Origin of the sequence: Verrucomicrobium sp. GAS474, from assembly GCF_900105685.1 — a bacterium.
Classification (GTDB): Bacteria; Verrucomicrobiota; Verrucomicrobiia; order Methylacidiphilales; family GAS474; genus GAS474.
Window position 1 is genome coordinate 3,727,724 of the sequence record NZ_LT629781.1, and the last position, 25,986, is coordinate 3,753,709.

The 25,986-nt window shown below is 63.7% G+C and carries 40 protein-coding genes; 1 reads left to right on the top strand and 39 read right to left on the bottom strand.

The window, feature by feature from the left end; genetic code table 11:
• Nucleotides 1–17 precede the first annotated feature (17 nt).
• The 21 genes from BLU04_RS15880 to BLU04_RS16690 form a co-directional block, all read right to left on the bottom strand.
• A complete protein-coding gene (locus BLU04_RS15880) occupies nucleotides 18–230 on the bottom strand; it encodes a hypothetical protein (protein ID WP_093288243.1) in 213 nt (70 codons plus the stop codon).
• The gene (locus BLU04_RS15885) at nucleotides 227–625 is read right to left on the bottom strand and encodes a hypothetical protein (protein WP_093288245.1); all 399 of its coding nucleotides are present in this window, start codon (nucleotides 623–625) and stop codon (nucleotides 227–229) included. Before BLU04_RS15885 ends, BLU04_RS15880 begins: the two co-directional genes overlap by 4 nt.
• Complete coding sequence (locus tag BLU04_RS15890; RefSeq protein ID WP_093288248.1) at nucleotides 622–1,080, bottom strand: hypothetical protein; 459 nt, start codon at nucleotides 1,078–1,080, stop codon at nucleotides 622–624. Before BLU04_RS15890 ends, BLU04_RS15885 begins: the two co-directional genes overlap by 4 nt.
• Entirely contained in the window at nucleotides 1,080–2,306 is a 1,227-nt protein-coding gene (locus BLU04_RS15895) for a hypothetical protein (RefSeq protein ID WP_093288251.1), read from the bottom strand. The genes BLU04_RS15890 and BLU04_RS15895 overlap by 1 nt, the downstream gene beginning before the upstream one ends.
• Nucleotides 2,306–2,677: a hypothetical protein gene (locus BLU04_RS15900; RefSeq protein ID WP_093288254.1), complete on the bottom strand. Its 372-nt coding sequence runs from the start codon at nucleotides 2,675–2,677 to the stop codon at nucleotides 2,306–2,308. The genes BLU04_RS15895 and BLU04_RS15900 overlap by 1 nt, the downstream gene beginning before the upstream one ends.
• A complete protein-coding gene (locus BLU04_RS15905; RefSeq protein ID WP_093288257.1) occupies nucleotides 2,670–3,323 on the bottom strand; it encodes a hypothetical protein in 654 nt (217 codons plus the stop codon). Before BLU04_RS15905 ends, BLU04_RS15900 begins: the two co-directional genes overlap by 8 nt.
• Entirely contained in the window at nucleotides 3,320–4,828 is a 1,509-nt protein-coding gene (locus tag BLU04_RS15910; RefSeq protein WP_093288260.1) for a hypothetical protein, read from the bottom strand. The genes BLU04_RS15905 and BLU04_RS15910 overlap by 4 nt, the downstream gene beginning before the upstream one ends.
• Entirely contained in the window at nucleotides 4,825–5,436 is a 612-nt protein-coding gene (locus tag BLU04_RS15915; protein WP_093288263.1) for a hypothetical protein, read from the bottom strand. Before BLU04_RS15915 ends, BLU04_RS15910 begins: the two co-directional genes overlap by 4 nt.
• A 7-nt stretch (nucleotides 5,437–5,443) precedes the next feature.
• Nucleotides 5,444–5,824: a hypothetical protein gene (locus BLU04_RS15920; RefSeq protein WP_093288266.1), complete on the bottom strand. Its 381-nt coding sequence runs from the start codon at nucleotides 5,822–5,824 to the stop codon at nucleotides 5,444–5,446.
• A 23-nt stretch (nucleotides 5,825–5,847) separates the two neighbouring features.
• Nucleotides 5,848–6,372, bottom strand: coding sequence for a hypothetical protein (locus BLU04_RS15925; RefSeq protein WP_093288269.1), 525 nt, complete (start codon nucleotides 6,370–6,372; stop codon nucleotides 5,848–5,850).
• Nucleotides 6,369–7,199 (bottom strand): hypothetical protein, encoded by an 831-nt coding sequence (locus tag BLU04_RS15930; protein ID WP_093288273.1) that lies wholly within the window; start codon nucleotides 7,197–7,199, stop codon nucleotides 6,369–6,371. Before BLU04_RS15930 ends, BLU04_RS15925 begins: the two co-directional genes overlap by 4 nt.
• Nucleotides 7,196–7,504, bottom strand: a complete 309-nt coding sequence (locus tag BLU04_RS15935) for a hypothetical protein (RefSeq protein ID WP_093288276.1) — start codon at nucleotides 7,502–7,504, stop codon at nucleotides 7,196–7,198. The genes BLU04_RS15930 and BLU04_RS15935 overlap by 4 nt, the downstream gene beginning before the upstream one ends.
• A 76-nt stretch (nucleotides 7,505–7,580) precedes the next feature.
• Nucleotides 7,581–8,003, bottom strand: coding sequence for a hypothetical protein (locus BLU04_RS15940; protein WP_093288278.1), 423 nt, complete (start codon nucleotides 8,001–8,003; stop codon nucleotides 7,581–7,583).
• Nucleotides 8,004–8,015: 12 nt separating this feature from the next.
• Nucleotides 8,016–8,987 (bottom strand): major capsid protein, encoded by a 972-nt coding sequence (locus tag BLU04_RS15945; RefSeq protein WP_093288281.1) that lies wholly within the window; start codon nucleotides 8,985–8,987, stop codon nucleotides 8,016–8,018.
• Nucleotides 8,988–9,017: 30 nt separating this feature from the next.
• The gene (locus tag BLU04_RS15950; protein WP_093288284.1) at nucleotides 9,018–9,692 is read right to left on the bottom strand and encodes a hypothetical protein; all 675 of its coding nucleotides are present in this window, start codon (nucleotides 9,690–9,692) and stop codon (nucleotides 9,018–9,020) included.
• Nucleotides 9,693–9,721: 29 nt separating this feature from the next.
• Nucleotides 9,722–10,600 carry a S49 family peptidase gene (locus tag BLU04_RS15955; RefSeq protein ID WP_093288286.1) on the bottom strand — a complete coding sequence of 293 codons (879 nt, stop codon included), beginning with the start codon at nucleotides 10,598–10,600 and terminating at the stop codon, nucleotides 9,722–9,724.
• Nucleotides 10,601–10,606: 6 nt separating this feature from the next.
• Nucleotides 10,607–12,151 (bottom strand): phage portal protein, encoded by a 1,545-nt coding sequence (locus BLU04_RS15960; protein ID WP_093288289.1) that lies wholly within the window; start codon nucleotides 12,149–12,151, stop codon nucleotides 10,607–10,609.
• Nucleotides 12,152–12,163: 12 nt separating this feature from the next.
• Nucleotides 12,164–12,529: a hypothetical protein gene (locus tag BLU04_RS15965; RefSeq protein WP_093288293.1), complete on the bottom strand. Its 366-nt coding sequence runs from the start codon at nucleotides 12,527–12,529 to the stop codon at nucleotides 12,164–12,166.
• Between the two features lie 16 nt (nucleotides 12,530–12,545).
• Nucleotides 12,546–14,381 (bottom strand): terminase gpA endonuclease subunit, encoded by a 1,836-nt coding sequence (locus BLU04_RS15970; RefSeq protein WP_157895421.1) that lies wholly within the window; start codon nucleotides 14,379–14,381, stop codon nucleotides 12,546–12,548.
• Nucleotides 14,362–15,027 (bottom strand): hypothetical protein, encoded by a 666-nt coding sequence (locus tag BLU04_RS15975; protein WP_157895422.1) that lies wholly within the window; start codon nucleotides 15,025–15,027, stop codon nucleotides 14,362–14,364. Before BLU04_RS15975 ends, BLU04_RS15970 begins: the two co-directional genes overlap by 20 nt.
• Before the next feature lie 251 nt (nucleotides 15,028–15,278).
• The gene (locus tag BLU04_RS16690; protein WP_157895423.1) at nucleotides 15,279–15,806 is read right to left on the bottom strand and encodes a hypothetical protein; all 528 of its coding nucleotides are present in this window, start codon (nucleotides 15,804–15,806) and stop codon (nucleotides 15,279–15,281) included.
• Here BLU04_RS16690 and BLU04_RS16695 point away from each other — a divergent pair.
• Complete coding sequence (locus BLU04_RS16695; protein WP_157895424.1) at nucleotides 15,797–16,183, top strand: hypothetical protein; 387 nt, start codon at nucleotides 15,797–15,799, stop codon at nucleotides 16,181–16,183. The two genes, BLU04_RS16690 and BLU04_RS16695, sit on opposite strands and share 10 nt — an antisense overlap.
• 100 nt (nucleotides 16,184–16,283) lie before the next feature.
• Here the strand turns inward: BLU04_RS16695 and BLU04_RS15990 are convergent, their stop codons facing one another.
• The 18 genes from BLU04_RS15990 to BLU04_RS16065 form a co-directional block, all read right to left on the bottom strand.
• Entirely contained in the window at nucleotides 16,284–16,508 is a 225-nt protein-coding gene (locus BLU04_RS15990; protein ID WP_093288308.1) for a hypothetical protein, read from the bottom strand.
• A gap of 253 nt (nucleotides 16,509–16,761) precedes the next feature.
• The gene (locus BLU04_RS16000) at nucleotides 16,762–17,676 is read right to left on the bottom strand and encodes a hypothetical protein (protein WP_093288315.1); all 915 of its coding nucleotides are present in this window, start codon (nucleotides 17,674–17,676) and stop codon (nucleotides 16,762–16,764) included.
• Nucleotides 17,666–18,211, bottom strand: coding sequence for a hypothetical protein (locus BLU04_RS16005; protein WP_157895425.1), 546 nt, complete (start codon nucleotides 18,209–18,211; stop codon nucleotides 17,666–17,668). Before BLU04_RS16005 ends, BLU04_RS16000 begins: the two co-directional genes overlap by 11 nt.
• A 56-nt stretch (nucleotides 18,212–18,267) precedes the next feature.
• Entirely contained in the window at nucleotides 18,268–18,744 is a 477-nt protein-coding gene (locus BLU04_RS16010) for a hypothetical protein (protein WP_093288321.1), read from the bottom strand.
• A gap of 18 nt (nucleotides 18,745–18,762) precedes the next feature.
• Nucleotides 18,763–20,025 (bottom strand): DNA cytosine methyltransferase, encoded by a 1,263-nt coding sequence (locus BLU04_RS17255; protein ID WP_093288324.1) that lies wholly within the window; start codon nucleotides 20,023–20,025, stop codon nucleotides 18,763–18,765.
• A 31-nt stretch (nucleotides 20,026–20,056) separates the two neighbouring features.
• Nucleotides 20,057–20,278, bottom strand: coding sequence for a hypothetical protein (locus BLU04_RS16020; RefSeq protein ID WP_093280616.1), 222 nt, complete (start codon nucleotides 20,276–20,278; stop codon nucleotides 20,057–20,059).
• Nucleotides 20,275–20,598, bottom strand: a complete 324-nt coding sequence (locus tag BLU04_RS16025; protein ID WP_093280618.1) for a hypothetical protein — start codon at nucleotides 20,596–20,598, stop codon at nucleotides 20,275–20,277. The genes BLU04_RS16020 and BLU04_RS16025 overlap by 4 nt, the downstream gene beginning before the upstream one ends.
• Nucleotides 20,595–20,768, bottom strand: coding sequence for a hypothetical protein (locus BLU04_RS16700; protein ID WP_157894984.1), 174 nt, complete (start codon nucleotides 20,766–20,768; stop codon nucleotides 20,595–20,597). The genes BLU04_RS16025 and BLU04_RS16700 overlap by 4 nt, the downstream gene beginning before the upstream one ends.
• An 18-nt stretch (nucleotides 20,769–20,786) precedes the next feature.
• The gene (locus BLU04_RS16030; RefSeq protein WP_093280620.1) at nucleotides 20,787–21,143 is read right to left on the bottom strand and encodes a hypothetical protein; all 357 of its coding nucleotides are present in this window, start codon (nucleotides 21,141–21,143) and stop codon (nucleotides 20,787–20,789) included.
• A complete protein-coding gene (locus BLU04_RS16035; protein ID WP_093280622.1) occupies nucleotides 21,140–22,045 on the bottom strand; it encodes a PD-(D/E)XK nuclease-like domain-containing protein in 906 nt (301 codons plus the stop codon). The genes BLU04_RS16030 and BLU04_RS16035 overlap by 4 nt, the downstream gene beginning before the upstream one ends.
• The gene (locus BLU04_RS16040) at nucleotides 22,045–23,076 is read right to left on the bottom strand and encodes a hypothetical protein (protein ID WP_093280628.1); all 1,032 of its coding nucleotides are present in this window, start codon (nucleotides 23,074–23,076) and stop codon (nucleotides 22,045–22,047) included. The genes BLU04_RS16035 and BLU04_RS16040 overlap by 1 nt, the downstream gene beginning before the upstream one ends.
• Nucleotides 23,077–23,194: 118 nt before the next feature.
• On the bottom strand, nucleotides 23,195–23,644 hold the full coding sequence (locus BLU04_RS16045; protein WP_093280629.1) for a hypothetical protein: 450 nt from the start codon (nucleotides 23,642–23,644) through the stop codon (nucleotides 23,195–23,197).
• Complete coding sequence (locus BLU04_RS16050; protein ID WP_093280631.1) at nucleotides 23,644–24,774, bottom strand: hypothetical protein; 1,131 nt, start codon at nucleotides 24,772–24,774, stop codon at nucleotides 23,644–23,646. The genes BLU04_RS16045 and BLU04_RS16050 overlap by 1 nt, the downstream gene beginning before the upstream one ends.
• Nucleotides 24,775–24,808: 34 nt before the next feature.
• The gene (locus BLU04_RS16705) at nucleotides 24,809–24,952 is read right to left on the bottom strand and encodes a hypothetical protein (RefSeq protein WP_157894985.1); all 144 of its coding nucleotides are present in this window, start codon (nucleotides 24,950–24,952) and stop codon (nucleotides 24,809–24,811) included.
• Entirely contained in the window at nucleotides 24,949–25,125 is a 177-nt protein-coding gene (locus tag BLU04_RS16710; protein ID WP_157894986.1) for a hypothetical protein, read from the bottom strand. The genes BLU04_RS16705 and BLU04_RS16710 overlap by 4 nt, the downstream gene beginning before the upstream one ends.
• A complete protein-coding gene (locus BLU04_RS16055; protein ID WP_093280646.1) occupies nucleotides 25,122–25,316 on the bottom strand; it encodes a hypothetical protein in 195 nt (64 codons plus the stop codon). Before BLU04_RS16055 ends, BLU04_RS16710 begins: the two co-directional genes overlap by 4 nt.
• Entirely contained in the window at nucleotides 25,313–25,555 is a 243-nt protein-coding gene (locus tag BLU04_RS16060; protein ID WP_093280647.1) for a hypothetical protein, read from the bottom strand. Before BLU04_RS16060 ends, BLU04_RS16055 begins: the two co-directional genes overlap by 4 nt.
• A complete protein-coding gene (locus BLU04_RS16065) occupies nucleotides 25,548–25,757 on the bottom strand; it encodes a hypothetical protein (RefSeq protein WP_093280650.1) in 210 nt (69 codons plus the stop codon). The genes BLU04_RS16060 and BLU04_RS16065 overlap by 8 nt, the downstream gene beginning before the upstream one ends.
• Nucleotides 25,758–25,986: the final 229 nt, after the last annotated feature.

Genomic DNA, 25,986 nt, shown 5'->3' on the forward strand with positions numbered 1-25,986 from the left:
GGGGGTGTCAACCCGGTCTAGGCGGGGGACTTCACCTCGATTTGGGCGGCCGGTCCCTGCGCGGCGCGATGAAGCGGCCCCATGACGTTGACGAAGGTGGGAACCTCGTGGCCCTCGAGCCGCGAGCGATTGAGGAACTGGATGACCGCCAGCACGTCCCTCCGGGGCACCACCACCGACACCAACTCGCTTTCCTTGGGGATCGAGGGCGTTTCCTTCACGTTGCTCATACGCCTTCCGCGCCAGTCAACTCCGGCCCCCACTTCGGCGACGGAAGAGGGCACTTGCTGAAGGCGCGGACCAGAAGCCCCCGGCCGCTGCACGTGATGCATTTCGTGCATTTGCCGAATCCGGCGGGTTCCCAGAACGAGCATCCCTTGCAGATGGCCTCCCGGGCGGCAATGGTGGCGTCTTGCGCCCGCTTGGGTTTCGGGTTGGTGGTGACCTTCACGCGCATCAGGGCGAGCATCTTGTCGTGAGGCAGGACGTAATCGCCGTCCTCGTTGAGCGTCGCCGCCGCGATGACCGACTGGGCGAAGGATTGGCGTCTGCCCTGCTGGGCCGAAAGCTGGGCCTTGCAGACGATGACGTTGTCGCCGACGCGTCGGATCGGAGGTTTCATCATGAGGGGGCAATGCAGCTGGTGGAGATGTCGATGGTCCCCGCGTCGCCGAGGTAACCTCCGAATCCGGTTCCGTAGGGGCCGGTGATCGTGAAGGTGGCGTAGGTGCCGCACCCATTATCGGCGGTCATGACCGTGCGGAACTTGATGGCGCACGGTTTGCAGCCGTCGACGCCGAGGAAGGCCTGCGTGATGGTGAAGGTGAAGGTCTTCACGTCCTCCCCAGCGCAACCGCAGGGATCGTCCGCATGGTCGGTGTAGGCGTTGCAAACCCCGTCCAGGTTCCCTGCCGTGACCCAGGTGCCATCGTTCTTCTGAAGTTGGATGTCGAAGGCGTCATCCTGGACGCTGTTCACGTTGTCGTAGGTGAACGTGAGGGAGCAGCCCTCGTCCGGAAGCTTGCAGCAGGAGGTCGGGCAGTGGCCGTCCGCGTCGGGAGTGGGGAGGACGAACGCCATTACGCCGGGGTCGTCATCAGGAAGTAGGCCGTCTTACTCACGCCGTCGACGCAGAGGGTGACTTGCTGGGCGGACATCGTCCCCGTGAAGTCAGAGCAATCGATCGAGACAGTTCCGGTTCCATTGGTGAGGGTGAGTCCGCTAGGCCACCATGTTCCCGTGTGCGATCCGTCATTTAAAGATGCTGTCGCCGCCGCATATTGACCCACACCTCCCGTCCCATTGAGAACTGAAAAATTACCGACCGTCGAGTTATAGTTTAACCCCGCGCCGGATGCGTCGAGCATCTGAAAGGCCACCTGAGAATTGCTGACGATCATTTCCGCATGTGACGCCGAATCGGGCGAAAACATTTCAAACGAGGATGCCGTCGATAAGACCTGAAGCTCAATCGTGGTGGCAAAGTTACTGCTATAAAGTTTGAGGTCGCCGCGCCTGTAGAGGAAATTGTATCCCGTAGCATCGTATGCGTAGATCGACCCATCGGTGGCGTTCAGGGCGGCGTAGGACGTACCAGCCGAATTGGATGTCGATATAATCCCCGCCCGCATGATCTGCGAGTACGCGGGGCTGAAGCAATAGACCGACCCGTCCGCGCCCCCCAACGCGGCATAATTGGCGTGGCCCATATCGCTTCCGTAGACCGTTCCTCCTCCCATGCCGTGCTCATGCCCTCCGCCGTAGATCCAGGCGGAGCCGTCGGTGGCGTCGAGCTGGCAGAAGGTGCTCTCGCCCTGGTTGGCGACGACGAGCTTTTTCTGGTGGACCAGGAAATAGTAATCGTCGATCTGGTTGTTGATCCAGAAGGAGGCGTCCCGGGCGTCGAGGGAGAGAAAGCGTTGGTCGTTTGCGGAGCTGAGGTACCAATACCCCTTCTCGTCCGAGGTCTCCAGCGTGTCGCCGTGGACTTGGGTGAACTTGCCCATGCCGAAGTCGAGAAAGGTGTCGATCCGATGGTCTCCGCCGTTGTCGTAGACGGCGGAATAGAGAACCGCGTCGGTTCCGTTGTAGCGGAAATCGAGGCGGCCGTAGATGTCGGAGGCGAGCGGCGGCGTATCGGATTCGGCGATGCGGTCGACCCGGAGCCAGTAGTTTTGCAGCTCGCCCGCGTGCTCGTTGGGCTGGCCGGAGCCGGGCTCGCCTCGGCCGTGCCAGATCACGGACTCAAGGCCGGTTCCGCCGAGGCCGCCGTTGCCGCCGGAGGTGGGGGGCGTTGTCTGGGCCATTAGAAATCCTGGGAGAGGTTCATGTTCGTTTGCGCGAAGACGGGCTGGACCTTCCGAATGTCGGGGTCGGGATCGTCATCGGTGGCGAGGGAGGCCTTCAGCTTTTCGAGGTCGTCGGCGGAGGTCCAGTATTGGACCCCCGCGAGCCAGCAGGGCGTCCCCGCGCCGCCACCGCCGGGGCGGCCGGTGATGGAATACCCCATGCCGTCGGCCTTGCTGATCTCCAGGCCTCCGCACACGGACACGTTGTCCCCGCGGAAGAGCTTCTGGAAGAGGCCCCGGATGACGCGGAGGTGCTTCCCGGAGACGAGGTAGGTGCCGCCGTCGTTCGGAGCCTCGGGGAGGTCGTTGATGGAGACTTCGTCACTCATGGGCGATGGGGATCTCGGCAGTGGGGATGTTCTGCCAGGTCAGGACGTTCCGGTAGCAGATGCCGCCGATCTGGGTATTCGACGGGCCCATGAAGAGACCGCTCCCGACGGAGTAGGGGCCGGGAATCGTGTCAGGCTGACCGCCGACGGAGGGGCCGTCCTTGGGGCTGGCGGTGACGCTCGTCTCGGTGACGACGATCTTGGTAGCGTCGAGCGTGAGGAGCCCCTCGTAGGCGCTTCCGCTCTTCCAGCCGGTGAAGGCCTTGGTCGACGTATCGAAGATTGCGCCATTCTGCGGGGACGCCGCCGACCCGGCGACCTGGGCGAAGTTGGAAGCCTGCTGGACGGGGATGGTGACGAGGCTTTTCTGCCGGGCGTAGTAGAGCCTGCCGAAGGCGAATGCGCCCTTGTAGCGAAGCTCGATCTGCCCCCACCCGCCGCGCTTGGAGGTGATGCGGAAGGTGTCGATGCCGACGTAGGCGTAGGTGGGGTGCGGCGTGCCGATATTCCAGTTGAGGCGCTGGATGTCCTCCAGGGAGCCGTTGTAGATCGCGTTTTGCGACACCATCCCGGCGACGTCGACATCGGTCGTCGATTCGGCCTGAAGGCTGAGGCCGTTGAAGGCGGGGTAAATCGAGTTGCTCACGACACCCCCATCAGTTTCTGGTTGAGAATCTCGAGTTGGCCCTTCATCGCCTGAAGCTGGTTGAGCTGCTCGGCCCGCTGCTGCCTGGCGGCCTCGAGGCCGTCATGAGCCCCCGCCCCGGCGGCCCGCTCGGCGAGGCCCTGGCCGAACGCCCCGGCCGAGAACACCAAGCCGCCATGGGAGGCTTGGCGCTGACGCCACTCGCGCTCGGTGAGGTTGAGCTTGGAGGGGGCGTTCAGATCCTTCTCGGCGTCCTTGATCGACTTCGCCAAGGCGTTCGCCTCCTCGATCCGGGTCTTCTCCTCCTCCTCGATTTGCTTGGCCCGCTCCTTCGCCGCCCGTTCGGCCTCCTTGGCGGCCTCTTCCTGCGCTTTCTTCTCGACCTCGGCGGCCTTGGCGATTTCCTCGGCGGCCTCCTTGGAGATTTCGAGCTGAAGGCGATGCTCCTCGGTGATGAGCTTTTCCGTTTCGAGCTGGTGCTTGGCGAATTCGACGGGATCGGCCGCTGCAAGGGTGGCGCTCTTGCTTTCGTCGATCTTGTCCTGGAGATGCTTCAGCCGGTCGGGCTTGGTCATCTCCGCTTCCTCCCGCCGCTCGCGCTCCTCGGCGGCCTGTTCGTTCAGCTTCGCCACCTTGTCGGCGGTCTCCTGGTCGATCTTGGACCGCTTGTCCGAAGCGCGTTGGTGGATCTCGGTGATCTTCTCCTCCATCTGCCGATGAAGGGACGCAATGATATCGGCGTTCGTCTGGACCTCCTCAACGGATTCCGAGCTGATCTCGTTGCCACTCTCGGAATCGTATGCGGCCTTGTGCTTGATGGTTTTCCGCCCGGATTGCGTAAGATCGGCGATCTGTTTCTCGTATTTCGCCTTAATGGCGTCGGCATCATCGTCCTCTGAGTATCCAGCAGCCTTGTCCCGCATCTGCTTCGTCTGCTTGTCGATGGCAGCGGCGGCTGCATCGCTGAGGCGCTTAGCCTGATCGATTGCTTCGGAGACGATGCCCTCTTCGTCCCGCCCATGGAGGATCGCCCACAAGAAGCCGTGTTTGGCTTGCGCGTCGTCAATGGCCTTCTGGGCGTCTTTCATCGCCTTCTGGAGCTCATCGATGGAGGCAGTATCGACGTCGATCTGCTTCAACTTGTCGAGGGAATCGCGGAGTTCCTTCGCGGTTTCGTTCGCCTTGTCGATCGAGCCTTTAATGGCGCTAAAAACCTGCACGCCGACCGTGAACGCGACCATGAGCGGGAGCGCCATGCGGAAGCTACCCGCGAGGCGCTGCAAGGCGTCGCCCGCCAGATCGAAGCCGCTTCCGGCGTTCTTCGCGTCCTTGAAAATGCCGTCGAGCTGGCGCTTGAGCTTCGGGCCGCCCTTCAACCCCTGGATTCCGAACTTCTCCCGCATCGACCGGCCGGTCTCTTCCGCTTTTCGGTCGGCGGCGTCCAGCGCGGCGTTCGCCTCGGAGATGTCCCCTCCGACTTTTACTTTTACGTTGTCGCCGCTCACGCAGCCTCCTTCCTCTTCAGCCAAGGCGCGGTGCCGTCGGCTTCCATGCGGTCGTACTTCCTCAGGATCTCGACCTCCGTATCGGTCATGAGGGTCTTGAGTTCGTGGCCCTCGGCCTCGATCTTCGCGAGGCTCCACGTGACGACCTCGCCGAGGCCCATGTTCATGACCTTGTCCCGATCCGCGCCCGACCCGACGAGGCGGGCCGCGCAGACGACATAGGGCTCGCAACGGCTCTCTCCCTGTCCCGGCGTGGGCCAGAACGGGAAGGGAGGGAGGTAGTCGTCGAAGTAGTCGGAGAACGCCTTGAGCGAGACGGAGACGTTCAGATAGCGGGTGTACCGCTCCCAGAGCCTCCAGCGCAGGGAGGGGCGCTTGAGGGAATCGCGCAGCTCCTTGTCCGAACCGGTCGAGCAGACGCGGACGGCGAGCTGGATGTCCCTGAAGCCAACCATGCCGCCGAGCAGGACAGGGGAGTCGAATGACTTCAGGAGGAGGAAGTGGCGCAGGGAGAAGGGCAGAAGCTCCCGCCCGAGGAGGAAATGCTCCCCGTGGAGAAAGCTATCGCTGATCGCCTCCGATGCGCTGCATTTGGGGGCGTGGCTCATTCACGCCTTAGGGGACGTTGTCGTTCTTGAAGCCGGTGTAGCCGATCTTCATCGTCTTTCCCGGATCGCCGAGGCGCTTGACGGGGGAAATGATGAGCAGATCGAGACTGCCCGCGCTGACGTGGGTCGAGATGGCGGAGACGACGCTGGTGAAGCTGACGGCGGTGTTTTCCAGGGGGATCTCGGTCCCGGGCTGGACGACTTCCTCAACCTCGATCGTCACGCCTCCGTCGACGGCGATGCGGTTGAGGCGGTTGCCGTTGACGTCGTGATTCCACTCGTTCTCCTGGTATCCGTCGACGGGCTGGAACTTGGTAACGTCGAATCCGGTATGAAGGGGGAGCGTGAAATTCTGGACGGCCCCCACGGGATACTGGCTGTTGCTCATGCCCAATCGGGCGTGTCAACCGGCTAGAGGATGCCGACGGTGATGTCGTAGCTGATATCGGTGACCAGGCTTCGATCGGTCTCCGATTCGATCTCCCCGTTATAGACGATGCAGGAGACGGCGATGTTCTGGACCACGCGGGGGTCGGTATCTCCGGCCGTCCAGTTCAGCGGGGAGGTCGAGGCGGTGAATTCCTCGATGATGTCCCTCAGCGCCTCGACGCGCTGCCGGTGGAGGGCGACGCCGCCGGAGATGGCCGAGGCGTCGTCGACCTGCGTCATCACCCCGACCTTGAGGGAGAGATCGAACTTCCCAGAATCGTAACCGTACTGGATCGGGCTGGTCGCCTGAATGACGACGCCGGGAAGCGTCATCGTGATCGGCTGGAGGGGGTTGCTGCCGGGGACGGTCCAGGTGAAGAGGCTGCCGGTGAAGAGGCCGCTCTGGGCCGAATAGAACGACAGGGGGGAAAGGAGGTCGGTGGCGGCCTGGCTCTTCAGGAACGCGGCGAAGGCGTTCTCGGAGTGGGCGGTGGCGGATTTCCTCATGACGATTTCGGGGGATGGTCGATCGCGTTCTGGATGCGGGCGCGGAGCTTGTACTCGGCGTCCTTGAGGGCGATGGACATGTTCTGCTGGCTCAGGACGCGGCGGGTGTAGTTGATGTTATTGACGATGGTGAGGGTCGGCTGGTTGGGGTCGTCGGTCCGGTCCTCGACCTCTCCGGGGGCGTCCCGGTGCCGCTTCACCCATCGGGGGAAATCGCGGGTCGAGTTGGCCGCATCACCGATGATCCGGGCGCAGGTCGCCCATCCCGCCTTGGCGAAGCCGACGCGGGCGACGAGCATGTTGAGGATCTGCACGCCCTTCGACTCGGGGATGACGGTCCGGGTGATGAACTTCCATCGCCCGATCGTCCGGTCGAAGGCGCTCACGCTGCTCATGCGGCCGTCGCGGAACGCGCTGTGGTGGATGGCGTCCAGGTCGCCGACGGAGGGGTTCCGCATGAAATGCTCCTTGTCCGTCCCGTAGACCTCGCCGTTTTTCTTGGCGAAGATCTGGACGGTGGTCGACTCCTCCTCGGTGGCGTTGGCGATGATGGAGTCGGGGAGGGTCTTGAAGATGCCGAACCGCCGCACCGTGCTCGAGGTCAGGCCTTTCTGGCCGCTCCCGAAGAGGTCGCGCCGGATGGCGCTCTCCCCCTGCCCTTTGGCCTTGTCGTCCATGCCGAACGGCTGCATGGCCTTGGCGAGTTCCCAGCACAGCCCGCGGGCGGCCACCTTGAGTTCCTTCTGGACGGTTCGTCCCGTGCGCTTCGCGAGATCCCGAACTAGGGCGGCGTACCGCGTGGTATCGACCGTGAGGGTGATGCTCATCGGTTGAGGCTCTGGAGGGTGATCTCGTAGGTGACGAGGTTCGCGTCGACGCGGGCGACGCGCCAATCCGATCCGCGGACGGTGGCCTTGCTGGTCCCGATGATGGGCGCGGCGGCGAGGAGGGACTTCCGAATGCTGACGGCACCCGTTTTTCCGTCGATGAAGGCACCCGCCGCGAGAGTCTGCGCGATGCCCTGGGTGGGGACGATGACGGGGAGACTCACCCCGTCGAGGATGGCGGTCTCCCCGAACAGGCTCTCCATCTCGATCCGGGCGGCCTCGAGGTCGGACGTGGCGTCGCTCATGCTGATGGGGCGGGGTCAACCGAAACGAAGACGCCCCGGCCTGTGGGGACCGGGGCGCGTTCGCGGGGTGGAGGGTTTAGAAGCGGATGTTGAAATGCGCCTTCTGAGCCGTGTTATTGCCGACGCCGGTCGGGGCGTGGACGTTGGCCGCAACGAACTCGGGGGTATCCGGGGGGAACCGGAACTGGAAGCTCGCCTGCGCGGAGCCCGTCGTCGCCACGCCGGGGACGGACAGGGCCGGGACTTCCGCGAAGAGCGCGAGGGAACCCGCCGTCGCCCCGGCGTAGAGGCTGACCGCAACGCTGATCGAGCTGGTGACGTTGTTCGGCAGGGCGTCGACGAGAAGCTCGCCGAAGATGTGGTCTAGCCCGGCGTCGCCCGCCTGGCTGAGGTCGAACGGGGTCGTCTGAACGTCGGCACCGCCCGCCGCCGGGATGGAGATGTCGGCGCTGAAGTTCGGGTCGAGAACCTGCTTCTGCTGATTGATCTGGATGGACATGGTGGGGTGGGGTTAGGCGTTGGATTCCGTGGCGACGATGGCCTCGGTGACGTGAAGGGGGACGTCGTTCGATTCGGTCGGCGCGGGGGACCAGCCAACCTTGCCGGTGCTGTCGGCGGGCTGGTTCTTGATCGAGCTGCGGCTGACCTGGAGCTGACGGGCACCGGCACGGCTGGTGAAGGCGTGCATGTTGACCCGGTATTCGGTCGGGATCTTCTGGACGAGCTGGGCAATGAGATCGTCCGTGAGGGTGTTCCCCGTGGTGCCGTCGAGGCCCGAGATCCGGTAGACCGAGAACTGATTGACGACGCTCATGCCGAACCAGCCCATGAAGCTGGCGACCTGCGCCATCGTCTTGTTGCCGTTCGCGAGGGCGATCTGCTGCTGAATCCAGGGAGTCAGCGTCATGTTGCCGTCCTGGCCGACGGAGAGGTGCGCCCCCTGCTCGTGGAGGCAAAAGAGGAAGAGGGAGGTGCTGGAGCCCGAGGCCCCGCCGCCCTTGATCCAGTAATCGGTATCGCCGTTGATGATCTGGATCGCGCCGGGATAGCCGAGCGCGTCGGAGACGACACCCGCGTCGCCCTTGCCAGTGCCAACGGCCTTGCTGCCGTAGTACATCTGCTGGGTGAGGCGGTAGAAGGCCGACTTGAGGGTGCCCTCGGACTCGATGGCGAGGACATCGCCGACGCTGCGCTTCTGCGCGGCGATGATGCCGTTCGGAACCTCCAGCTGGGCTTCCATGTAGAACATCTCATGGTCGTCGAGGACGATCGTCGACTTCGAGGTGGGAACGCCGCCGCCGGGCTTGGCGAAGTTGACGGGCGGCAGGGCGGTCCGGCGGGAAACCTGGAAGGAGGTTCCGGCGCGGGAGACGGCGGGGAAGAGATCAAGCTCCACCTTGGAGGTGACGGCGGACTCGACGAGGCCGGTGACGGCATCGCCGTTGTTGAGTCGCACGATATCGAGGAGATTCAGGTCGGGCATAGGAGTGGTGTGGTGGGGGTGGTGATCGGGTTAGGAAGCCTTCCGGCCGAAGGCGCGGTTGAGGGCCTCCACCTCGGGCGAGGCGTTGAAGGCGGCGGCGGCGATCTTCGTGCCGCGCCCATGCGTGCCGGGCTTGATGGAGGCGGCGATCTTCTGGGCGGGGCTCTGGTTGGGATCGCTGGAGATGGCGAGCGGCGTCTCGATGCCGAGCGCGGAGATCTGCGCGGCGGACGCCGCGGCGACGGCCTTGTCGAAAGCCTCCTTCGACTGGGCGGTCGCCGTCTTCCGGGCGACGCGGGCGGTCAGCTTCTTGAGCTGGCGCTGGCGCAGGGCGAGGGCGCGGGGCCAATTACCGGCCTTCGCTTCCATGTCGGCGTCGTCGCCCGCCTCGGCGTCGGCGTCTTCGTCGGCCGCATCGCCCGCGTCCGCTCCAACCTTGCTGCTGATGTCCTTGAGGACGCCCTGGAGGGTGGAGATTGCGTTCTCGATGGCCTTGACGCTCTCGGAGATGCCGCCGCTCGCGTCGGGGGCTGAATCCCCTTCCTCGGGCGCTTCGGCCTTCAGCTTGGCGATCTGGGCGGTAGCCTCGGCGAGGGAGGCGCGGAGGGTGGCGGATTCGGCGGTGGAGGCGGAAGCGTTGGCCTTGAGGGCGGTCAGCTCGCCCTCGAGGCCGGTCATCTTGGCGATAAGCTCAGGAAGGGTCATATTGCCCTTCTCGGCGTGTCAACCGGCGGTCACGATTTTTCGGGGGCGGAGAAATCGGGGATCGACATGGGAAAGACCCCGGAGGCCGAGCAGAGGTCGGCATAGGCGTCCTCGAATTCCCCGAGGTTGTCGGCCAACCCGGCGGCGACGGCGTCGAAGCCCATGACGCTCTGCCCGCGCATGAAATCGGAATCGATCATCGGACGCCGCGCCATGACGAAGCCCTGGAAACGATCGAAAAGGGCCTGAACCCGTCCCTGAATCTCTTCCTTCTGCTCGGGCGTGAAGGAGGGGCCGTGGCCGGCGGACTTGTAGATCCCCTCGGCGTTCACGATGGGGGCGAAGGTGAGCCCTTCCATTTCCCATCTCGCGCTCTTGTCGATCCAGGGGTAGATGACGCCGATGCTTCCCACCTCGGAGGAGGGCGTGCACCAGATTTGGAACGCGGCGGAGGCGAGCCAGTAGGCTGCCGACCCGATGATGGTGTCGGTCCAGGCGTAGAGGGGAATGTCGCAGTCCGAGAGGATGCGGGACATCTCGGGGATGCCGCCAATGGTGCCGCCGGGGGAGTCGACGTAGAGCATGATCCCCTTCGCGCTCTGCTGTCGGAGCGCGTCGAACTCCCGACGCACGTCGCAGACATCGGTATTGCCGCACGATTTCTCGATCAGGCCCAGGTGCTTCCCGATGACGCCGCAAATGTGGATGTGACCGATCCCGTTGTCGTCGACGAAGGCGTCGCGGCGGGGGTTCTCGACCATGATCGAGGCGTCCAGCGGCTCCGCGTCGTCGTCGGCCCGGGCTCGCCCCATCTTCGCCTCCAGGAGCCGCTGGACGGAGGCGTGCCCCCCGGCCGTGATGAGCCACGGCTCGTTGTAGACGGCCTGAATGATGTGCTGGAGGCGCATGAGGGATTAGGAGGCGGGTTGGGGTGCGGGAAGAATCTCGGCCTGATCGGGCGGAACGACGGCTGCGGTCCCTGCGGGCGGCGGGAACACGGCGGCGTAGTCGACGCCGAGGCGCTTGCACTCCTCCTGGGCGAACTTCACCTCGGAGATGCGCTGGGTGATCTGGCCTTTCCAGCTCTTCCCCTGGGAGGCCCAGAATTCCGCCCAGCTACCGAATCCGGCGGCGAGGTCGGCTATGCGGGATTGGGCGGTGTTTCCGGCGTCGGCGTTGATCTTCGCCGGTCCGAGCCAATGGCAGTCCCACCAGCGACGGGCGTTGGGCATCGGGTAGCCCTGGGCGAATTTCTTGGAGAGCCACCAGATCCAGACGCGGCGGTTGAAGCGGCGGTTGAGCTTCCCTTGTTTCATGTCGAAGAGGGCCTGGATGTCGGCGAGGTTGATTCGGGCATTCGCCCCGCCGAGCAGGGAGAGGTTCCAAATCAGCTCGACCGACAGTTCGGTGCCGACGGCGATTTCACGATAGAACCACTCCAGGAAGGAGATGAGATTGACGGTGGGGCGGGATGAGGAGAGAAGCTTGATGTCCTCCCCGACGCCGAGGGACTTGATCATTGCCCCGGCGAAGATGTCTTCACCCAAGACGGTCTTCCCGGTGGGGGTCTGCGTGCCGTTCTCCGCGGCGGAGGTCGCCAGCATGGTTTTGAGCTGGTCGGTGAAGCCGCCCGCCCCCATTCCCTTCCCCTCGTTTTTCGTGTAGGCGATGGCGAGGGCCGAGTGGAGTTTGACGGTGGCGACTTCCAGGGCCTTGAGGTCCATCACGTCGACGCCGGAATTGGCGACGGAGGCGAATGCCGAGAGGCCTCGGTACTGATTCGGCCTGCGGCGGTCGCACAGGTGGATCATGTTCGAGGCATCGACATCGATCGTGCCGGACCCGCCGCCGCCTTCGGTGACGCGGACCGCATAGGCGAGGATGCGGCCCTTGGAGTTCACCTTAACGCCGTCGATGTAGGAGGACTCGCCCGGATTGAGGAGCCCGGGGGGCGTTCCCGAGGAGGCGTAGTATTCGACTTCGCCGGGGTCGATGAGCTGGAGCTGGGGGGAGTCGGCCTTCGCCGAGGAAACCATGGCGGTGAACGCCTCGGCCTCGCCGAACTCCGATTCGACGTTCCATTTCTGCATCTCGAAGAAGTCCTGCATGCCCATCGCGTCGCAGACGAGGGGGTTCGAGGCCCATTCGATGAATTCGGTGGTCGTGTGGTCGTCCCACGCCTGATCTCCGGTGCAGGGCATCGGCAGGACGCCCATGCCGACGGAGTACTTGCCGACCTTCTTGATCAGGGCCCCGATGATGGAGAGGTTCGCCTCGAGGTAGCGTTTCTTTCGCAGGATCGTACGCCGGTTGTAGTAGCTGAACTCCTTCTCGGCGGTCTGGGGGAAGGCGAGGAAGGCCTGCGAGCGTTGCCCGGTGATCTGGGCGGACTCGTAGTAGGTGTTTCCGATGCTCTGGAGGCGTTGACGCCGAATCGGCTTTTGCTGTTTCTGGGCCATGGCGGTACGGCGTTAGTGCTGGATGGCCCCGAACTGGCCGTAAGAGGTCGTCCGCTTCGAGTTGGGGAGCTGGCCGATGGTGGGAACGCAGACGAGATTGCCGTCCTCGTCGTAGGTGGGGGTGGCGTCGACGTTCGTCTCGACGATCTGGAGAGCCAGCTCGACGACCTCCAGTGCGTCGGCGGCGGTCATCCCGTCGAGGAGGGTCCAGGAGGCGGAACTCCCCCCGGTGCTGGTGCCGACGCGGGTCCGTCCATCGCCGGAGGTGATGAACTTCGCCAGGGGGGCGAGGAGGCCGGTCAGGTATGCCACCGCGTCGCCTTGCTGCTTGGCGAGGCGGACTAGGGCGGAGGCGAGAAGGCTTTTTGTGGCGGCCATTGTCAGGGCGGGGCTGTCAACGGGCGGCGTTCTCCTTCACCTTGGCGGCGAGGGCCGCGAGCATCTCCGATCCCCACAGCGTCGGGAGGAAGAGCTGCTGCTTTTCGCAATCGCCCAAGTGGTTGTTGTCCTCCTTGGTCTTCCAGCCCTCCTTCTCGGTCAGGTACTCGTCGGTCAGCTGCACCTCGTAGTCCTTCCCCAGGTTGCGCGGGAGCCACCAGTTGTTCTTCAACCGGTCCTTCACGGCGTTCAGGTAGAGGGCGTACTTGAAAGTGGGGTCGTCGAACTGGATGAGGGGGCCCTGCCGCCCGGCGTGGTCGAAGGTGTTTTCAATAATCGTCTTCGTGAAGCCGTGGCCGCCCGTTCGGCCTTGGGTCGCGGAGAAGCGACCCGCCCCGGGGCCCAGCACGAAGTCGTAGACGCCCTTGTATCGCTTCGCCCGAAAGCCCATGTCGATCAGGCCGAACATGCAGGAGACGGTTTGGTCGGTTCCCTTGATCCGGTGCTTCATGTCGGCCAGGGTCATGATCTCGTCGAAGGAGAGGATCTGGCCGTAGTCGACCAAGGCGGACGCCGCGGTTCCGAACCACGCCCGCTTCACCCACCAGAAGCAGGACTGCTGCACGTCGACCGAGAGGGTCATCATGGCGAAGTCGGCCACGTTGGGGATCTCGCCGAGCAGGTACTCCGGGGAGCGCTCGACGACGGCGTCGATATCGCTCTTCGCCACGGTGCTCCCCTTCGGCTGCCACGGCAGGGCGCACTCTTCGTTCAGGAAGTTCCGAAGGCCGCCGGGGGTGTCGAGGCAGGTGAGGAACTTGACGGCCAGGGCGGCGATCGAGCATTTCGCGTGCGGGCTGTAGATGGACGGAATGCGACGGCTCCGCTTTCCCTCGGGGGCGTCGGGGTTGGTCGCCTTCCAGCGGCCGAGGGCGACGGCGGCGGCTTTCTCGCCTTCGGTGATGAGCTTGGCGCAGTGAGGGCATTTCAGGCGGGCGGTGTCCTGAACGATTTTCAAATCCCACTCGCCGTTGGCTTTCTTCGCGGAAGGCCCCCCGGCATCTTCACCCCAAACAACGCGGGCGGCGGGAACTCCGGGGAAGTACTGGGCGGTATGCTCGGGGGAAATTTCGAGGGTCGTCTCCTTCCGGCAATGAGGGCAGTCGACGAAGTAGAGGCGGCGGTCTCCCGCCATGAACCCTTTCCAGCTCGGGCCGCTGGGAAGCTGGGGGGTGCCGGTCTTGAAAACCTTCGATCCGGAGAAGCTCTTCGTTCGGCTGTCGAGCATGCCGATGACCGACATGCCCTTCTTGTTCCACTCCGCCTCGACGTCGTCGATTTCGTCGATGAGGATGAGGGCGGCGGAGCGGCCCTTAGAATTCTTCTGGGAGCCGGTGGCGATGAAGGTGAGGACCATCCGCCCGAACTGCTGCTCCAGCTTTTTGAAGCGGTCGGCTTCTTTGGGGATGTGCTTCCGCAGGGCGGGGCTGGCCTCGACGACGGGCTTCCACTTCGTCTCGGCGAAGGCCTTCAGGAGATCCTTGTTGGGCATCGCCCAGATAGCGTTCTCCGGGTGCTGGTCGATCTTGTAGGCAAGGCCGACCATGAGGGCCGTGGACTTGAAGACCTGGGCGGCCCAGCACCATGTGTTGTCCGAGACGGTGGGGTCGCGGAAGTCCTCGAGGGCCTCGTCGACGTAACGGCAGTTGGAGGTATCGAAGGGTCCGTCGTTCTGGGTGACGACCTCCGGCAGGATGATGTTGTCTCTCGCCCATAGGACGACGCTCCGATGCTCGATGGGGCGGAGAACGTCGACGTAATCGGCGAGGAGCTTAGTTGCCCCCAGCGTCACGACTACCCTCCATCTCCTCCATTGCCGCAGCGCGAATCCTATTCACGCCCTCCTCGATCGCGGTCTTCGCTGTCTTCGGATTGGAGCAGAGGGGCGCGGTCTTTGCGCCGAGGAGGTCGAGGCGGCGGAGGATGGAGTTGAACGCCTGGAGGTAGATGGCCTTAGCCTCGGAGACGTAGAGGGTGATTCCCTGCTCCCGCGCCCACTGGCTGACCTGCTTTTGCATCCACATGCGATGCTTCTGGGCCTGGATGAAGCTGGCCTGGGCCTTGGCGTATTCGATGGGGTCGCCGTCGGCGTCGGCTACGCGCTGGCGCTGGCGGTTGGCCTCCTGTTCGGCGAGCTTGGCCTGACGGAGAGCGTCGTAGGGGTTGTTCGATTGGTCGCCTTCGGCCTCGCCCTGGTCGTCGATGCGGTTGATCTGGTGGCGCTCCTCACGCGGAGGGATCAGATCGGCGGGGGCCTCGATGGCGGATGACTCGATATCGGGGCTGGCGGAGGGCTTTTTGCGGCCCCGGGGTGGGGCATTCGTTTCGCGCCAGGCATTCGCCGACTCGACGCTGTCGCACGGCATCCCCTTCTTGCGCCACTGGGATACCATCCCCTTCGACACACCCAACGACTCGGCAAGTTTAGTAGGACTCACTCCCTACTAAACCGGGTCAACCTACTAAACGCGTGGGAACTGACAGCAAGACAATAAACCCGCATGCCCCTGCCACCCCTCTAATAGATTCCTTACCGGGGGTAGCGTTGGTCTTCAAGTATTTACGTGGCGTTTAGTTGACACGGTTTCCCCTTCGCATCCCCTTCCCTGATTTTCACGATGTCCTATGCGTCGTCCGGGTTGAAGCCCATCGCCCGCCACGCCTCATACCTCATCGGGCTGTACATCCCCTACTCCGTAAAGACCTCGTCCTTCAGCCAGTCGTAAAGCGTCTTGAGTTGAACGCGATAGCTACTCCGCTTCCGCTCATCCAGCGGCCCGAGCTTCCCAAAGATGGCGTGCAGGCGGTCCGAGGCCACCAGCAGCTTGCGCTCGATATCCGCCGAAGCCTCCACCGGATTAGCTCCATCGCCCCCTTGACGATCCTCAACCGGGACGAGTTCGAGAAGCGTCATCTGCCGACGGAGTGCTGCCGTCTGATCGAAATCAAGCTCAAGCTGCCCGATAGCGAGATACCGAACCGACCAATCCCGCAGGGCCTCACTCGCATGACGGTTGAGCCACACATCCCATTCCGAGGGTCGATGAAACTGCGCCTTGATCTCGGCCAGGGCGACGCCCGCCTTGTGCGCCAGTTCTACCGCGCCTCGGGCGAATCCGGCCGCATGGTTTGCACACTCTTGAGTCTTGAGGTGGATATCTTCGATTTCGGCGAGGAGCGCCGGACTCGGTTCTTTTCGATTTGCGATTGTCTGCATTTTTCTCGGTTGCTGTTGCTCCGCATGGAGCGGGTTTGTACGCGCCCAAAAAAGGCGCTGTTTTCTCGGAGATTGGTGACCACCTTATCGACGGCCATGCGCGTGACCTTGTGATCCCGGGCGATGGTCTCGCCGGTCCTATGGCGAAGATCCGGGAAGATCAGCATGCAAAACACATCGAACCTCATCCAGTTTTGGGCCGATGTGGTGCCGTCATTCATCCAGGCGAAGAGGCGGCGAAAATAGAGCTGCACCCCCTCCTGAAATCGCTCCGCCTCCTCGGGCTCGATATCCTCGACCGGATGATGCTCGTAGGATGGCTCCCTCATTTCTGCCCCTTCTCAGTGGACTCAACGAAAGCGACAACCGCCTGTTGAAGCATCCGCCGTTCGTTCCGCAGGATCACCTCAGGGCATTTGCAGCGGACGAGATTCTGGATGCGAACGCCGCGGCGAATCACCTTGTCCCAGGCCTCCTTCACGCCACCACCTCCGCAATCCCGAACCGCACCGCGTACCGCGCATTCGCCGCGTCGATCTCGCGCAAGGCCTCCGCACTAACCCCGACCCGAATTCCCTTAGCCCTCACCTTGTTGATGAGATGAAGCACGTTGGGATCGTTTGCCAGCTTGAGGGCTTCGGCGAAGGAATGCGGCGGCTCGGTGATTGTGACGGGGCGCTTATGGCTGGCTTCAAAAATCATGACCGCTGTTCTGCCACATAAACCGGAAAACTCCTAAGTCACGCCGGTCACGTTTGTCACAACGGTCACGACACGATCCACCCCCCCTCGTTCCGTTTCCGCTGGAAGACCGGAACACCGCGCCTGCGCATCGCCATGACGGCAGCGCGGGCCTCTCGGAATGTGTCGCATTGAATGGCGCGACCTCGGCGCACGTCGGCCGCGATGGAGTCCCAGTTCGGCGAGGCCTGGACGGCAGGACGCTCTATGACCCTCACAATCCCCCACCCTTCCCCTCAAGCCGCCCCAGCATGCCTTGCAGCTCCTCCCTTGAGGCTTCCCACGCCTCCCGAGGAAGCCGCTTGATGCGAGCGATGAGGAACGCGTCCGCCGCCGGATCGGCCACCTTGGCGTAAAGCCTCTCGCTGTATGATCCCCGGCACGCGTCGAGTTCGACCACCCAGTCCGGGACCGGCTTGGCGGGCTTCTCGACCGGTCGGGGCGCGACGGGCATCCCCTGGGCGTCCTTGATCTCGAAGAGACCCTGCCAGCCCTGCCGGATACTCTGCTCGATGCGGCGGATGGCTTCGACCTCGCCGAGGGCCGTCATCTCCTCGAGCTGCTTCTGCTCCTGAAGCGGACGGAGCGGCTTGCGGATCTGGGTCCGGTGCTTCCGCCAGTCCCCCCACGCCGCCGCGAAGCGAGCCGACGAAAAAGGAAGCTCCACCTTCTCCCCCGCTTGCGGGGGTTGGGGGGTATTAGTACTCTTCTCTTTACTTCTCTTCTCTGGTAACGCTTTTACCGTTACAGATGTAACGCTCTCACCGTTACGAGACCGGTCCACCCGATTCTTCCCAAGTGCCCGTGTCTTAGCGGTTTGCCCATTATGGCGGCCGAAGTTCGAGAGCCGGAGGATGCCTTTTTCCGAGATCATCCACCCAACCGATAGGAGTGCGTCGGCGAAGCCCGTTACGTGAACGATGCGGTCGACCGTTACATGCTGTAACGCTCCGAGCGTTACAAGAGCGTCACCGTCGTCGCCGACCTCGGCGTTGTTGTCGCACCATTCCCAAAACTCCATGAGATGCCCGGCGACCTGGGCAGGCTCCATGTTCAAGGCGGCGGCGATGCGGAGCACCTCGCTCTTCCGGGTGAGCCCCTTGGTCCACTTGATCCAGTCACCGGCCATTGATGTGCTCCTGCTCGACGTTGCGGACCCGCGTCCAGGTATCCGTCGCGCCGTCCTTGTGGGCGGCGATCCATCGGCGCATGTAGGATTTGAGGGCGCGATGCCACCGCCAGGGATTCCCCGAACCCAGGCCTTCGCGCTCGGCGTCGCTCAGGTTGTCGCTCGGGCCGGTTCTCGTCGCCGACCGCCGGCGGGCGACGTCAATGAACTCCTGAAGCTCCCCGGAGAGCCAACACCTCGGGATGTAGAGCCACGAGGGTTCGAGGATAATCACCATCTTGTCGGCGTGGCAGAGGGCCGAGACGGGCCGCCCGACGCGCTTGGCGTAGTAGCGGGAGTGGAGGAGGCAGAAGTCGCCCCACTCGTCGCCGAAGAGCCTCCGCATGATGGCGGCACCGAACTCGGGATGGATCTCCCCCTCCGGACCGTCCATGTTCGGCTTCCCGAAATAGCCTAGGTCGTGAACGAAGAACGCCACCCAAAGCCGGAGGTCGAGCGGGAATCCGTACAGCCGCCACCACCCGATAGCGATCAAGATGGGGTGCAACCAGAAGGCGTGAACCCCGAACAGGATGCTTTTCGTGCCGATCTTCACAACGCCCCCTTCCCCTTCCACTCAGCCAGGCCATAACGTCCACGATCGCCCGTCGCAACAATGTCCTTATCGATTCCGTGGTGGCCGAGCTTGTAGAGCAACGACGAAATCCGACTCTTGAACCCTCGCAGATCGAGTCCGCCGCGCTGATCGTGCGTTAGTACGACGTGCAGGTGCTCTGCAATATCGACGCTGCGCATGGGTGTTCCCGTTTCCAGAAGCACCTCAAGGATCTTGTCGCGGATAAGGGACGAATCGAGGGCAGCATTCTCCTGACGAGCGGTCTTCGCCTTCGCAGGAGCGGCGGCGGGTGTTTTAGGCACGCCCCCCTCCTCATCGAGATCGGAGAGCGCGGCCTTCGCCCTGTTGAGTCGGCCGATGTAGTTGGTCTTTCGCTCGAGATCAGCCTTCAGGCCGTGGATCTCGTTTGCCGTTTTAGTGATTTCCAAATCAATGGAATGGATGGTGATCATAGATTTTTAGGTGAATGGCTAGACGATCTCCCCTCGGACGAACCGGTAGGCAGAGATGAACTCCGACGCTTGGATAAGGTTGATCGCGTTTCCGTGGGTGCGCAGGCGTCCCACTCGGGCGGGAGCCCCATGAGCCAACGGGAATGTGCCGGGTTCAACTGGCCGCCACCGCTCATCCCGGCATCGGAGCCAATCAGAAGCTCCCCAGAAGCCATTAACCGGGCCGGGCCGCTCCACTTCGGCCATGTCTCCGGCAAGCCGGACTGCCTCACATCCTCCGCGATGATCCCAGCCGCCAGTTCCGCTTCCTGCTCCAGCCCCGGAGGCGAGCTCTGTCCTCCCCCACTCCGACGCCCGTTGTTTGTGCTCGGCGTCATCGCCCGTGAGGACTTGCGATTGTTGCTCGCCACTGGCGTCGCCCATCCCGCCAGAGCCGCCGCGTCCGCAGGATTTAATCCGGGGTTCAATCCTCTGCGTTCCTTCGCCCCCGGATCTTCCCCCTTCCCGTTGTTCGTCGTGTTCGGTGTGGGCCACCCCGCGAGGTCCGCACTCCGAACCAGACAGGAACATCCGTGCTTCGTTCCGTGCTTCTCCTTCTGCGTCTTGGATCGCCCGTTGGTGTCGTGGGCTTGAGGTGTCGGCCAAGCCGAGGGCAAGGCCGCAATCGTCAGCGGCATCCCGAAGCCGTTCCCGTTCCCCACCCGCTCCTTGGTCGCCAAGCGTCGGGCTTCCCACGTCTCGAAGCTCTCCCCGTCCTGAGCTATCGAGGCGTCCGGCGTCGGCCACCCAGTAGAGGCGCTGTCGGATGTGCGGAGCGCCGACGCTCGCAGAGCAAAAATCAGTCGTCCCGACGGCGTAGTCCGTAGCTTCCAGGTCAGATTGTACAACGTCGAGCCAAGCGAGAGCGTCCTTACTCGCAACCTGCTCGCCAAAGCAAACGACAGGGCGGCGCTCGGCGATAAGGGCGAAGAAGGCGGGCCAAAGATGTCTTTCGTCGTCGAACCCTTTCCCTTGCCCAGCGTCCGAGAACGGCTGGCAGGGGCAAGAGCCGGTCCAGACGGGGCGGTCGTCAGGCCATCCGGCGCGACGCAGGGCTCCACTCCAGACGCCTTCTCCGGCGAAGAAATGGCATTGAGTGTAGTTTCGGAGATCGTCTGGCCGAACGTCGACGATGCTTCGTTCGTCGACATCTCCAGGGGCAATAAGCCCTGCTCCGATGAGGTTGCGGAGGTACTGCGCGACGTAGGGGTCGACCTCGTTGTAGTAGGCGCGTGCATTCACCGCACCCCCAGGATGATCAAGAGGAGGAAGATCACAACGCCACCTCTCTTTTCCCCTCGCACGTCACCACGAAGGCCAGGGCGTGCTTGTCCCAGCGGCGTTTTCCAGTGAATCCCGACTCTCGGAGCCGGTCGCAGATCTGGTTCGCCATCGTCTCACTATCGGTCCAGAAACGCGGGATTCCGCCCGACGATAGATCCCGCGCCACATCCCGGGCCTTGTGCGGGCCGCGTTCCGCAATGAACTCGCTCACGCCCTCCCCCTTCCCTTGACGTACGCGACGATGTCCCGGACCGTATCGAGATTGAGTTGAGGCTCAACGAGGCGGATCACCTGCCAGCCAAGCAAGGCGGCGGCCAAATATTTGTGACAGTCCTCCACCATGCCGGAGCCCCGCACATGACGGCCCTTAACCCAGATCCCCCCCTCGATCTCAAAGGCGATCTTCATCTCCGGCAAGGCGAAGTCGAAGCGCCACAACCGCGCACCATGGAACTGATGCTCTGGCGTCAGCTTCGGCCCTCCGGCCAGCTTCCAGCGGAATAGGAACTGTTTTTCGAGTGCGCTGCTCACAGGATGGCGTGGTTGAGGTGGGACTTGAGTTCGGCAATGCGCCCGGCGCGTTTCACCTGTTCGGAGAAGTAGACCGCCCCGCCTCCGCGGCGATCCACCTCGTTATAGATGGCCTGCAATTTTGCGATTTCAGCCTCGAGGGCCTTCTTGGTTTTGGGTTTGAAAAACATGTTTGGATGGAGTGATGGTTAGTTGGAAATGAGGTCGAGCTGGTCCGACGGCGCGAGGCGGGCAATCGTCCGGGCCAGGCGGAAATCAACGGTTCGGTACTTGCGGATGAGGTGGCCTCGACTCGGCCCGCTCTTCGATCGGCGAACGACGTGGGGCTCCGCCAGGGCGATAACGCCCAACGTGTCTTTCATGAGCTTGTACGCGTTGCCGATGCAGTTGCGGTCCGCCTTCGGGAGTGAGAGGTCAACCTCATCCGGCCAGAACTCCCCCGCCTTGGCGGCGACTGCAATCGCCACGCATGAGGCACGGAGGGACTGCGTCTTGAAGATGGTCTGAAGCCCGGTCGCCTCCTCTTGGGTCATGGGGGAGTTCATGCGACTCCTTCCTCGTCGGCGGTGGACTCCGCGGGATCGAACACAACCTCGGCGTCCTCGGGGCGCATGAGCGCGTACCGGGGGATTTCCAAGGTGCGGAGCGTCTGCTTGTAGGCGGGCCAGATCCCGGACGCCTCGCACTCCTTGTATTGGGCGAGGAGCGCAGCGCATTCCTCATCGCCCCGGCTGAGGGATTTCACGCCCAACGCGAAGCAGTTCACGGCATAGGGAGGAAGCGGCTCGATGGCGATGAGGACGAAGTATTCCGGGGCGAGCTGGGCCAACGCACCCACGCGGAGGTAGAGGGCCCCCTGGAGGTGATACCCCATGTCGGCGACGGTCTTCGAGAACTCCCAATCCGCGGCGTTGACGGTCTTCTTGATGTCCACGAAAACCCGGCCTTTAATCCGGTCCACGCGGCACCGGAGAGGCAGTCCGGTCACGGGATCGACGGCGAAGATGGATACCTCGTTCTGTCCCTCTCCGGTCAATAGCTCGCGGGCGATGGGATGGGCGAAGACGTTCCGGGCGATGCGCTCGATCGTGAAGGCTTCCTCCTGGTCGATAACCGTCTTCCCGACCGTCTCGGCGTCGAACTTCGCCCACCACGCGATTTGCTCGACCGTCTTCGGCGCGGGCTTGGCGGCGGCGAGCTGTGCCTTGGTGGGGCGATCCGGCGCGTCGGGGGGAATGATAACGCATTCGGCCTTGTACCGTTCCGGCTCCAGGAGGCGGAGGTGGAGGAGCGTTCCGAAACGCATCGCCTCCGTTTCCTTCCGGTTCGCCATCTCGGCCCGCATGTGGGCGGGAGAGCGACGCATAGCCTTGAGCATCGAGGCCGAGACGCCGGGAGCGGCGTGGTACTCGTCGGCGGGGAGCCCGTAGTAAATTCCGGGATTCATTACTTCCCCCCCTCGGTCATGAGGATCTCGAAGCCCCGCTTAAGGTCCGTCTGGAGGTCGACCGGGAGATCGGCGTACCGCTTATAGCCCTTGAATCCCGACCAGCGCGTCGAGGCGGCGGCGAGGACTTCGGCTTGTTCCACCATCTCGGCCTTTCCCCACTTCGCAGCCTCTTCCAGAAGCGATTGGAGATGAGTGGCGGAAGCAGGCGCGTCCCCCATCGGTACATCGTCAGCAGGATCAGCCGGGACGGGACGGGGCGCCGACCGTCCGCGCCGGGGTTCCTCTTCCGGGACAGGCTCGGTCATCATGACCTTGGCTGTCTTGCTCACGCCGTCCTCGCAAACTCTGATCTCGCGAGGCTGAATCTCACTACCGACCGAGATCGCCTCAGCGAAGGAGCGCGAAGGAACGGCGCGTTCCTCCTGGATGCGATCCACGTCGTCCTCGGAATAGACACCAAGGATGATCTCCGGCGCGTGGCGGCGAGCCCATTTCAAAGCCCCGGAGTAGACGAGCTTCTGCTCGGGATCGTTCTTCCACATCTTGTTTTCCGTCTTCGCGTCGCCGACGGACAGGGTGATGGTTCGAGGCTCGGACTCGCCCAGCAGCGTGCCGGAGACGGTGATCGTCATGGCATCCCCCTTGCCGGTGAAGGCGTAGCAAAGGCGCTTCGCCAATCCCGCCCGGGCGTTGATGACTGCGGCGACGAGCTTCCCTTGGAAGGCAAGCTTGCCTCCAACCTCGTACGTTTCCGGCGCTACTGCGAAAGGGTCCATGCCCCACCGGAGGGCCTGGTTGACGACGAGGAAGCAGTTCGCCCGGGCCTGCTCCGCCGTGTTTCCTTTGAGGTGCTTGGGGATGAGCGACGCGGCCGCCATCGACGTGGCGATTCGCCAGATGTGCTCGTATCGGGCGGTGTCGAGAAGGAAGGCATTCGGGCCGTCGTCATGGACGACGCGGATTTCGCGGGAGACAGCGGGCTTGGTAATGAGCGCTTGATTGGATTCAGTGGGAGTGGTTTCGGACATAAAGGTATGGAGTGGGGTTAGTTCGATTTCATCGTCCGCCAGAATTTCCGGCGGGTGGTGAAGAGCTTTCTGCGACGGCGAAGGACGTAGAGGTGGGGTTTAGGAGGTTCAGCAGGCTTCACGCTTCGATCTCCTCCAGGTCGGGAAGGAACTCAACGAGCGTCGCGTCCGGGCAGTGGTTCTTCAGGATCAAAAACATCCGGTCCCAATCCCCGCCGCCCAAGCCGCAACCGATTTTGTGGGGGAAGAAGATCGGAAGGCCCGTAACGGCGGACATTGATTTAATGGCCGGGAGAGCCACCTCGTAGGCGTCGTAATCGGTGGCTGCGCGACCGACGCCCAACTGGCCCGCCAAGTTGGCGATGATGAGTTCCGGGGCAGCCCGGAAGAACGTAACCATACCCGGGCGCAGCTTGTCCGCCGCGCAGAGGCCTCGGTACTCACGACCCAGCAAGGGCCACTTCTCACGGACCTGACCCGCGAGGCCGCCCATGGCTCCGATGCAGTTCACTTGATGAACAAGAATGCCGCGCTCAATGGCGAGGAGATCCCCTTGGATGTGCTTCATTACTTGACCTCCGAGAGCTTGCCGTCCCGGACGACGTACCACGTGTCAGCCTTCACGCCGTCCTCGCCGACATAACCGACCACCACCCGAGGGCGATCCGCGGTGTCGTCCTGGTAGCGGAGAACGACGAGGCCGTCCTTCCCGGCTTTAGCCCGCCCATTTTTTCCGAGCGCAACAGCAATCCCGTAGTTGCCGGTCGCCGCCGCGTGGCCGTAGTAGCCGGTCGCCGCCGCGTGGCCGTAGTCGCCGGTCGCCGCCGCGTGGCCGTAGTTGCCGGTCGCCGCCGCGTGGCCGTAGTAGCCGGTCGCCGCCGCGTGGCCGTAGTCGCCGGTCGCCGCCGCGTGGCCGGAGTTGCCGGTCGCCGCCGCGTGGCCGGAGTAGCCGGTCGCCGCCGCGTGGCCGGAGTTGCCGGTCGCCGCCGCGTGGCCGGAGTAGCCGGTCGCCGCCGCGTGGCCGGAGTAGCCGGTCGCCGCCGCGTGGCCGGAGTAGCCGGTCGCCGCCGCGTGGCCGGAGTTGCCGGTCGCCGCCGCGTGGCCGGAGTTGCCGGTCGCCGCCGCGTGGCCGGAGTTGCCGGTCGCCGCCGCGTGGCCGGAGTCGCCGGTCGCCGCCGCGTGGCCGGAGTAGCCGGTCGCCGCCGCGTGGCCGGAGTAGCCGGTCGCCGCCGCGTGGCCGGAGTTGCCGGTCGCCGCCGCGTGGCCGGAGTTGCCGGTCGCGATTTTCTCAAATTTTTCCGCCGCGGGGCGGCGGGAACGGATGATCTCGAAAGCCTGCCACCAGTTCCCGGAATAGATGACGTTGCCGCGAGGGAACTTCACCTTTCCGTCGAGGTCGACGATGTCCTTTTCGGCGACTTCGACGACGAGCCAGACCGCCTTGGGGTCGTTGACCTTCATGCCGAGATTGCCCTGGCCCCAGAGCCAGCCGTGAAGGCCGTTGCCGCAGTGGGCGGCGGCATTCCAGTCGGGGCATTCAACGGGGCCCTCCTTGGGCCACGTGAAGGAGCTTCCGTGGGGTCCGCGCATCTCCGCCGTGCAGGAACGGAGGACGAGGACGGTTTTGTCGGAGACGGCGGGCGCGGAGGGCTTCTTGGCCTTCGCGGTGATTTTCTTTTTAACGATATTTTTGAGCATGGTTGGTGCGTGGTTGGTGTTTTTTGGGACTGAATTACGGGGTGGAAAAAAGTCGGATAACGGAGTCGACCGCGAGGATGAGGGCGGTGATGAAGACGATTCCCGCGATGACTAGAACCGCGATCATCCCCCACAGGGGCGGCCACATGTCCGGGATGTCCTTCGTGAAGCGGCTCATTCGATGATCCTCCGGGCGGCCTGTACCGACTTGCCTTGACGCTGAAACGTCGGCACGTCGAGGTTCACGCTGGGCGCGGGACGAACCCGGCGCGGAGTGGCAATCCGAAGGCCGCGAACGTCGATCATCGAGGGTGCGGACGCCTTCCTGCGGAAGAAGCGGAGGAGGCTCATCGCATCCCCCTCGCCACCTCAGCGCCCGCAATGCGGGCCGCCTCGGTTCCCTGTCGGAACCCGGCGTGGAAATCTTCCCGGTTCTCGGGAGACATCGCCTCGATGATGGCTGCGTTGGGAATAGCTCCCGAGTCGCCATACGCGAAGCCCGCCTCATACCCGGAATAGAAGAACTCAGTGCGGAGGCTCATCGGCGATTCTCCGGCTCAGTTCCCTGGGGGTGGCGATCGACCTTGTCGAAGTCCGACCGGTCCTCTTCGACCTCCACGCCGCGCACTCGGGCGTCCAGGACGAGGGGGTGGGTGTCCCGGACATGGTCGAGACCGATCTCGACGAAGCGCAGGACGGCAGCCTCGGCGGCTTTCACGTCGGCGATGTCATCGGGCTTGCAGGTGACGCGGACGTGGACGGCGGCGTAGATATCAGCCACGGCGCACTCCTTTCCGCTTCGGGGCCTGGGCGTCGTAGCTGTCGACGAAACCCATGACCAACCGACGAATCGCGAGCGAGGCCGAAACGCCATGCGCCTTGCAGATGGCATCCATCCGCTTTTTCGTGGTGCGGGGCATGCGGAAATTCGCCTGCGTCATCTCGCCCCCATGGGCGTCCTTGAGAATGGAGGAGAGGTTCACGCGCCCCCCTTCGGCAGCGCAGCGCCGTTATAGGCGGCGGCCCACCACACCTTGATCTCCGAGGTCTTGAAGCGCCAATCGCGCATTCCCTCTCGACGATGGGCAGGGATAAGCGCCTTGGGCTTGTGGGAGGCCATGCGCCTAATCCGGCGCGGATGAAGTCCGGTATATTCGGACACCCATGCGATGCCCTCCCAAACAGGGTCAATAGAGGAGGGGGAGGTCATTT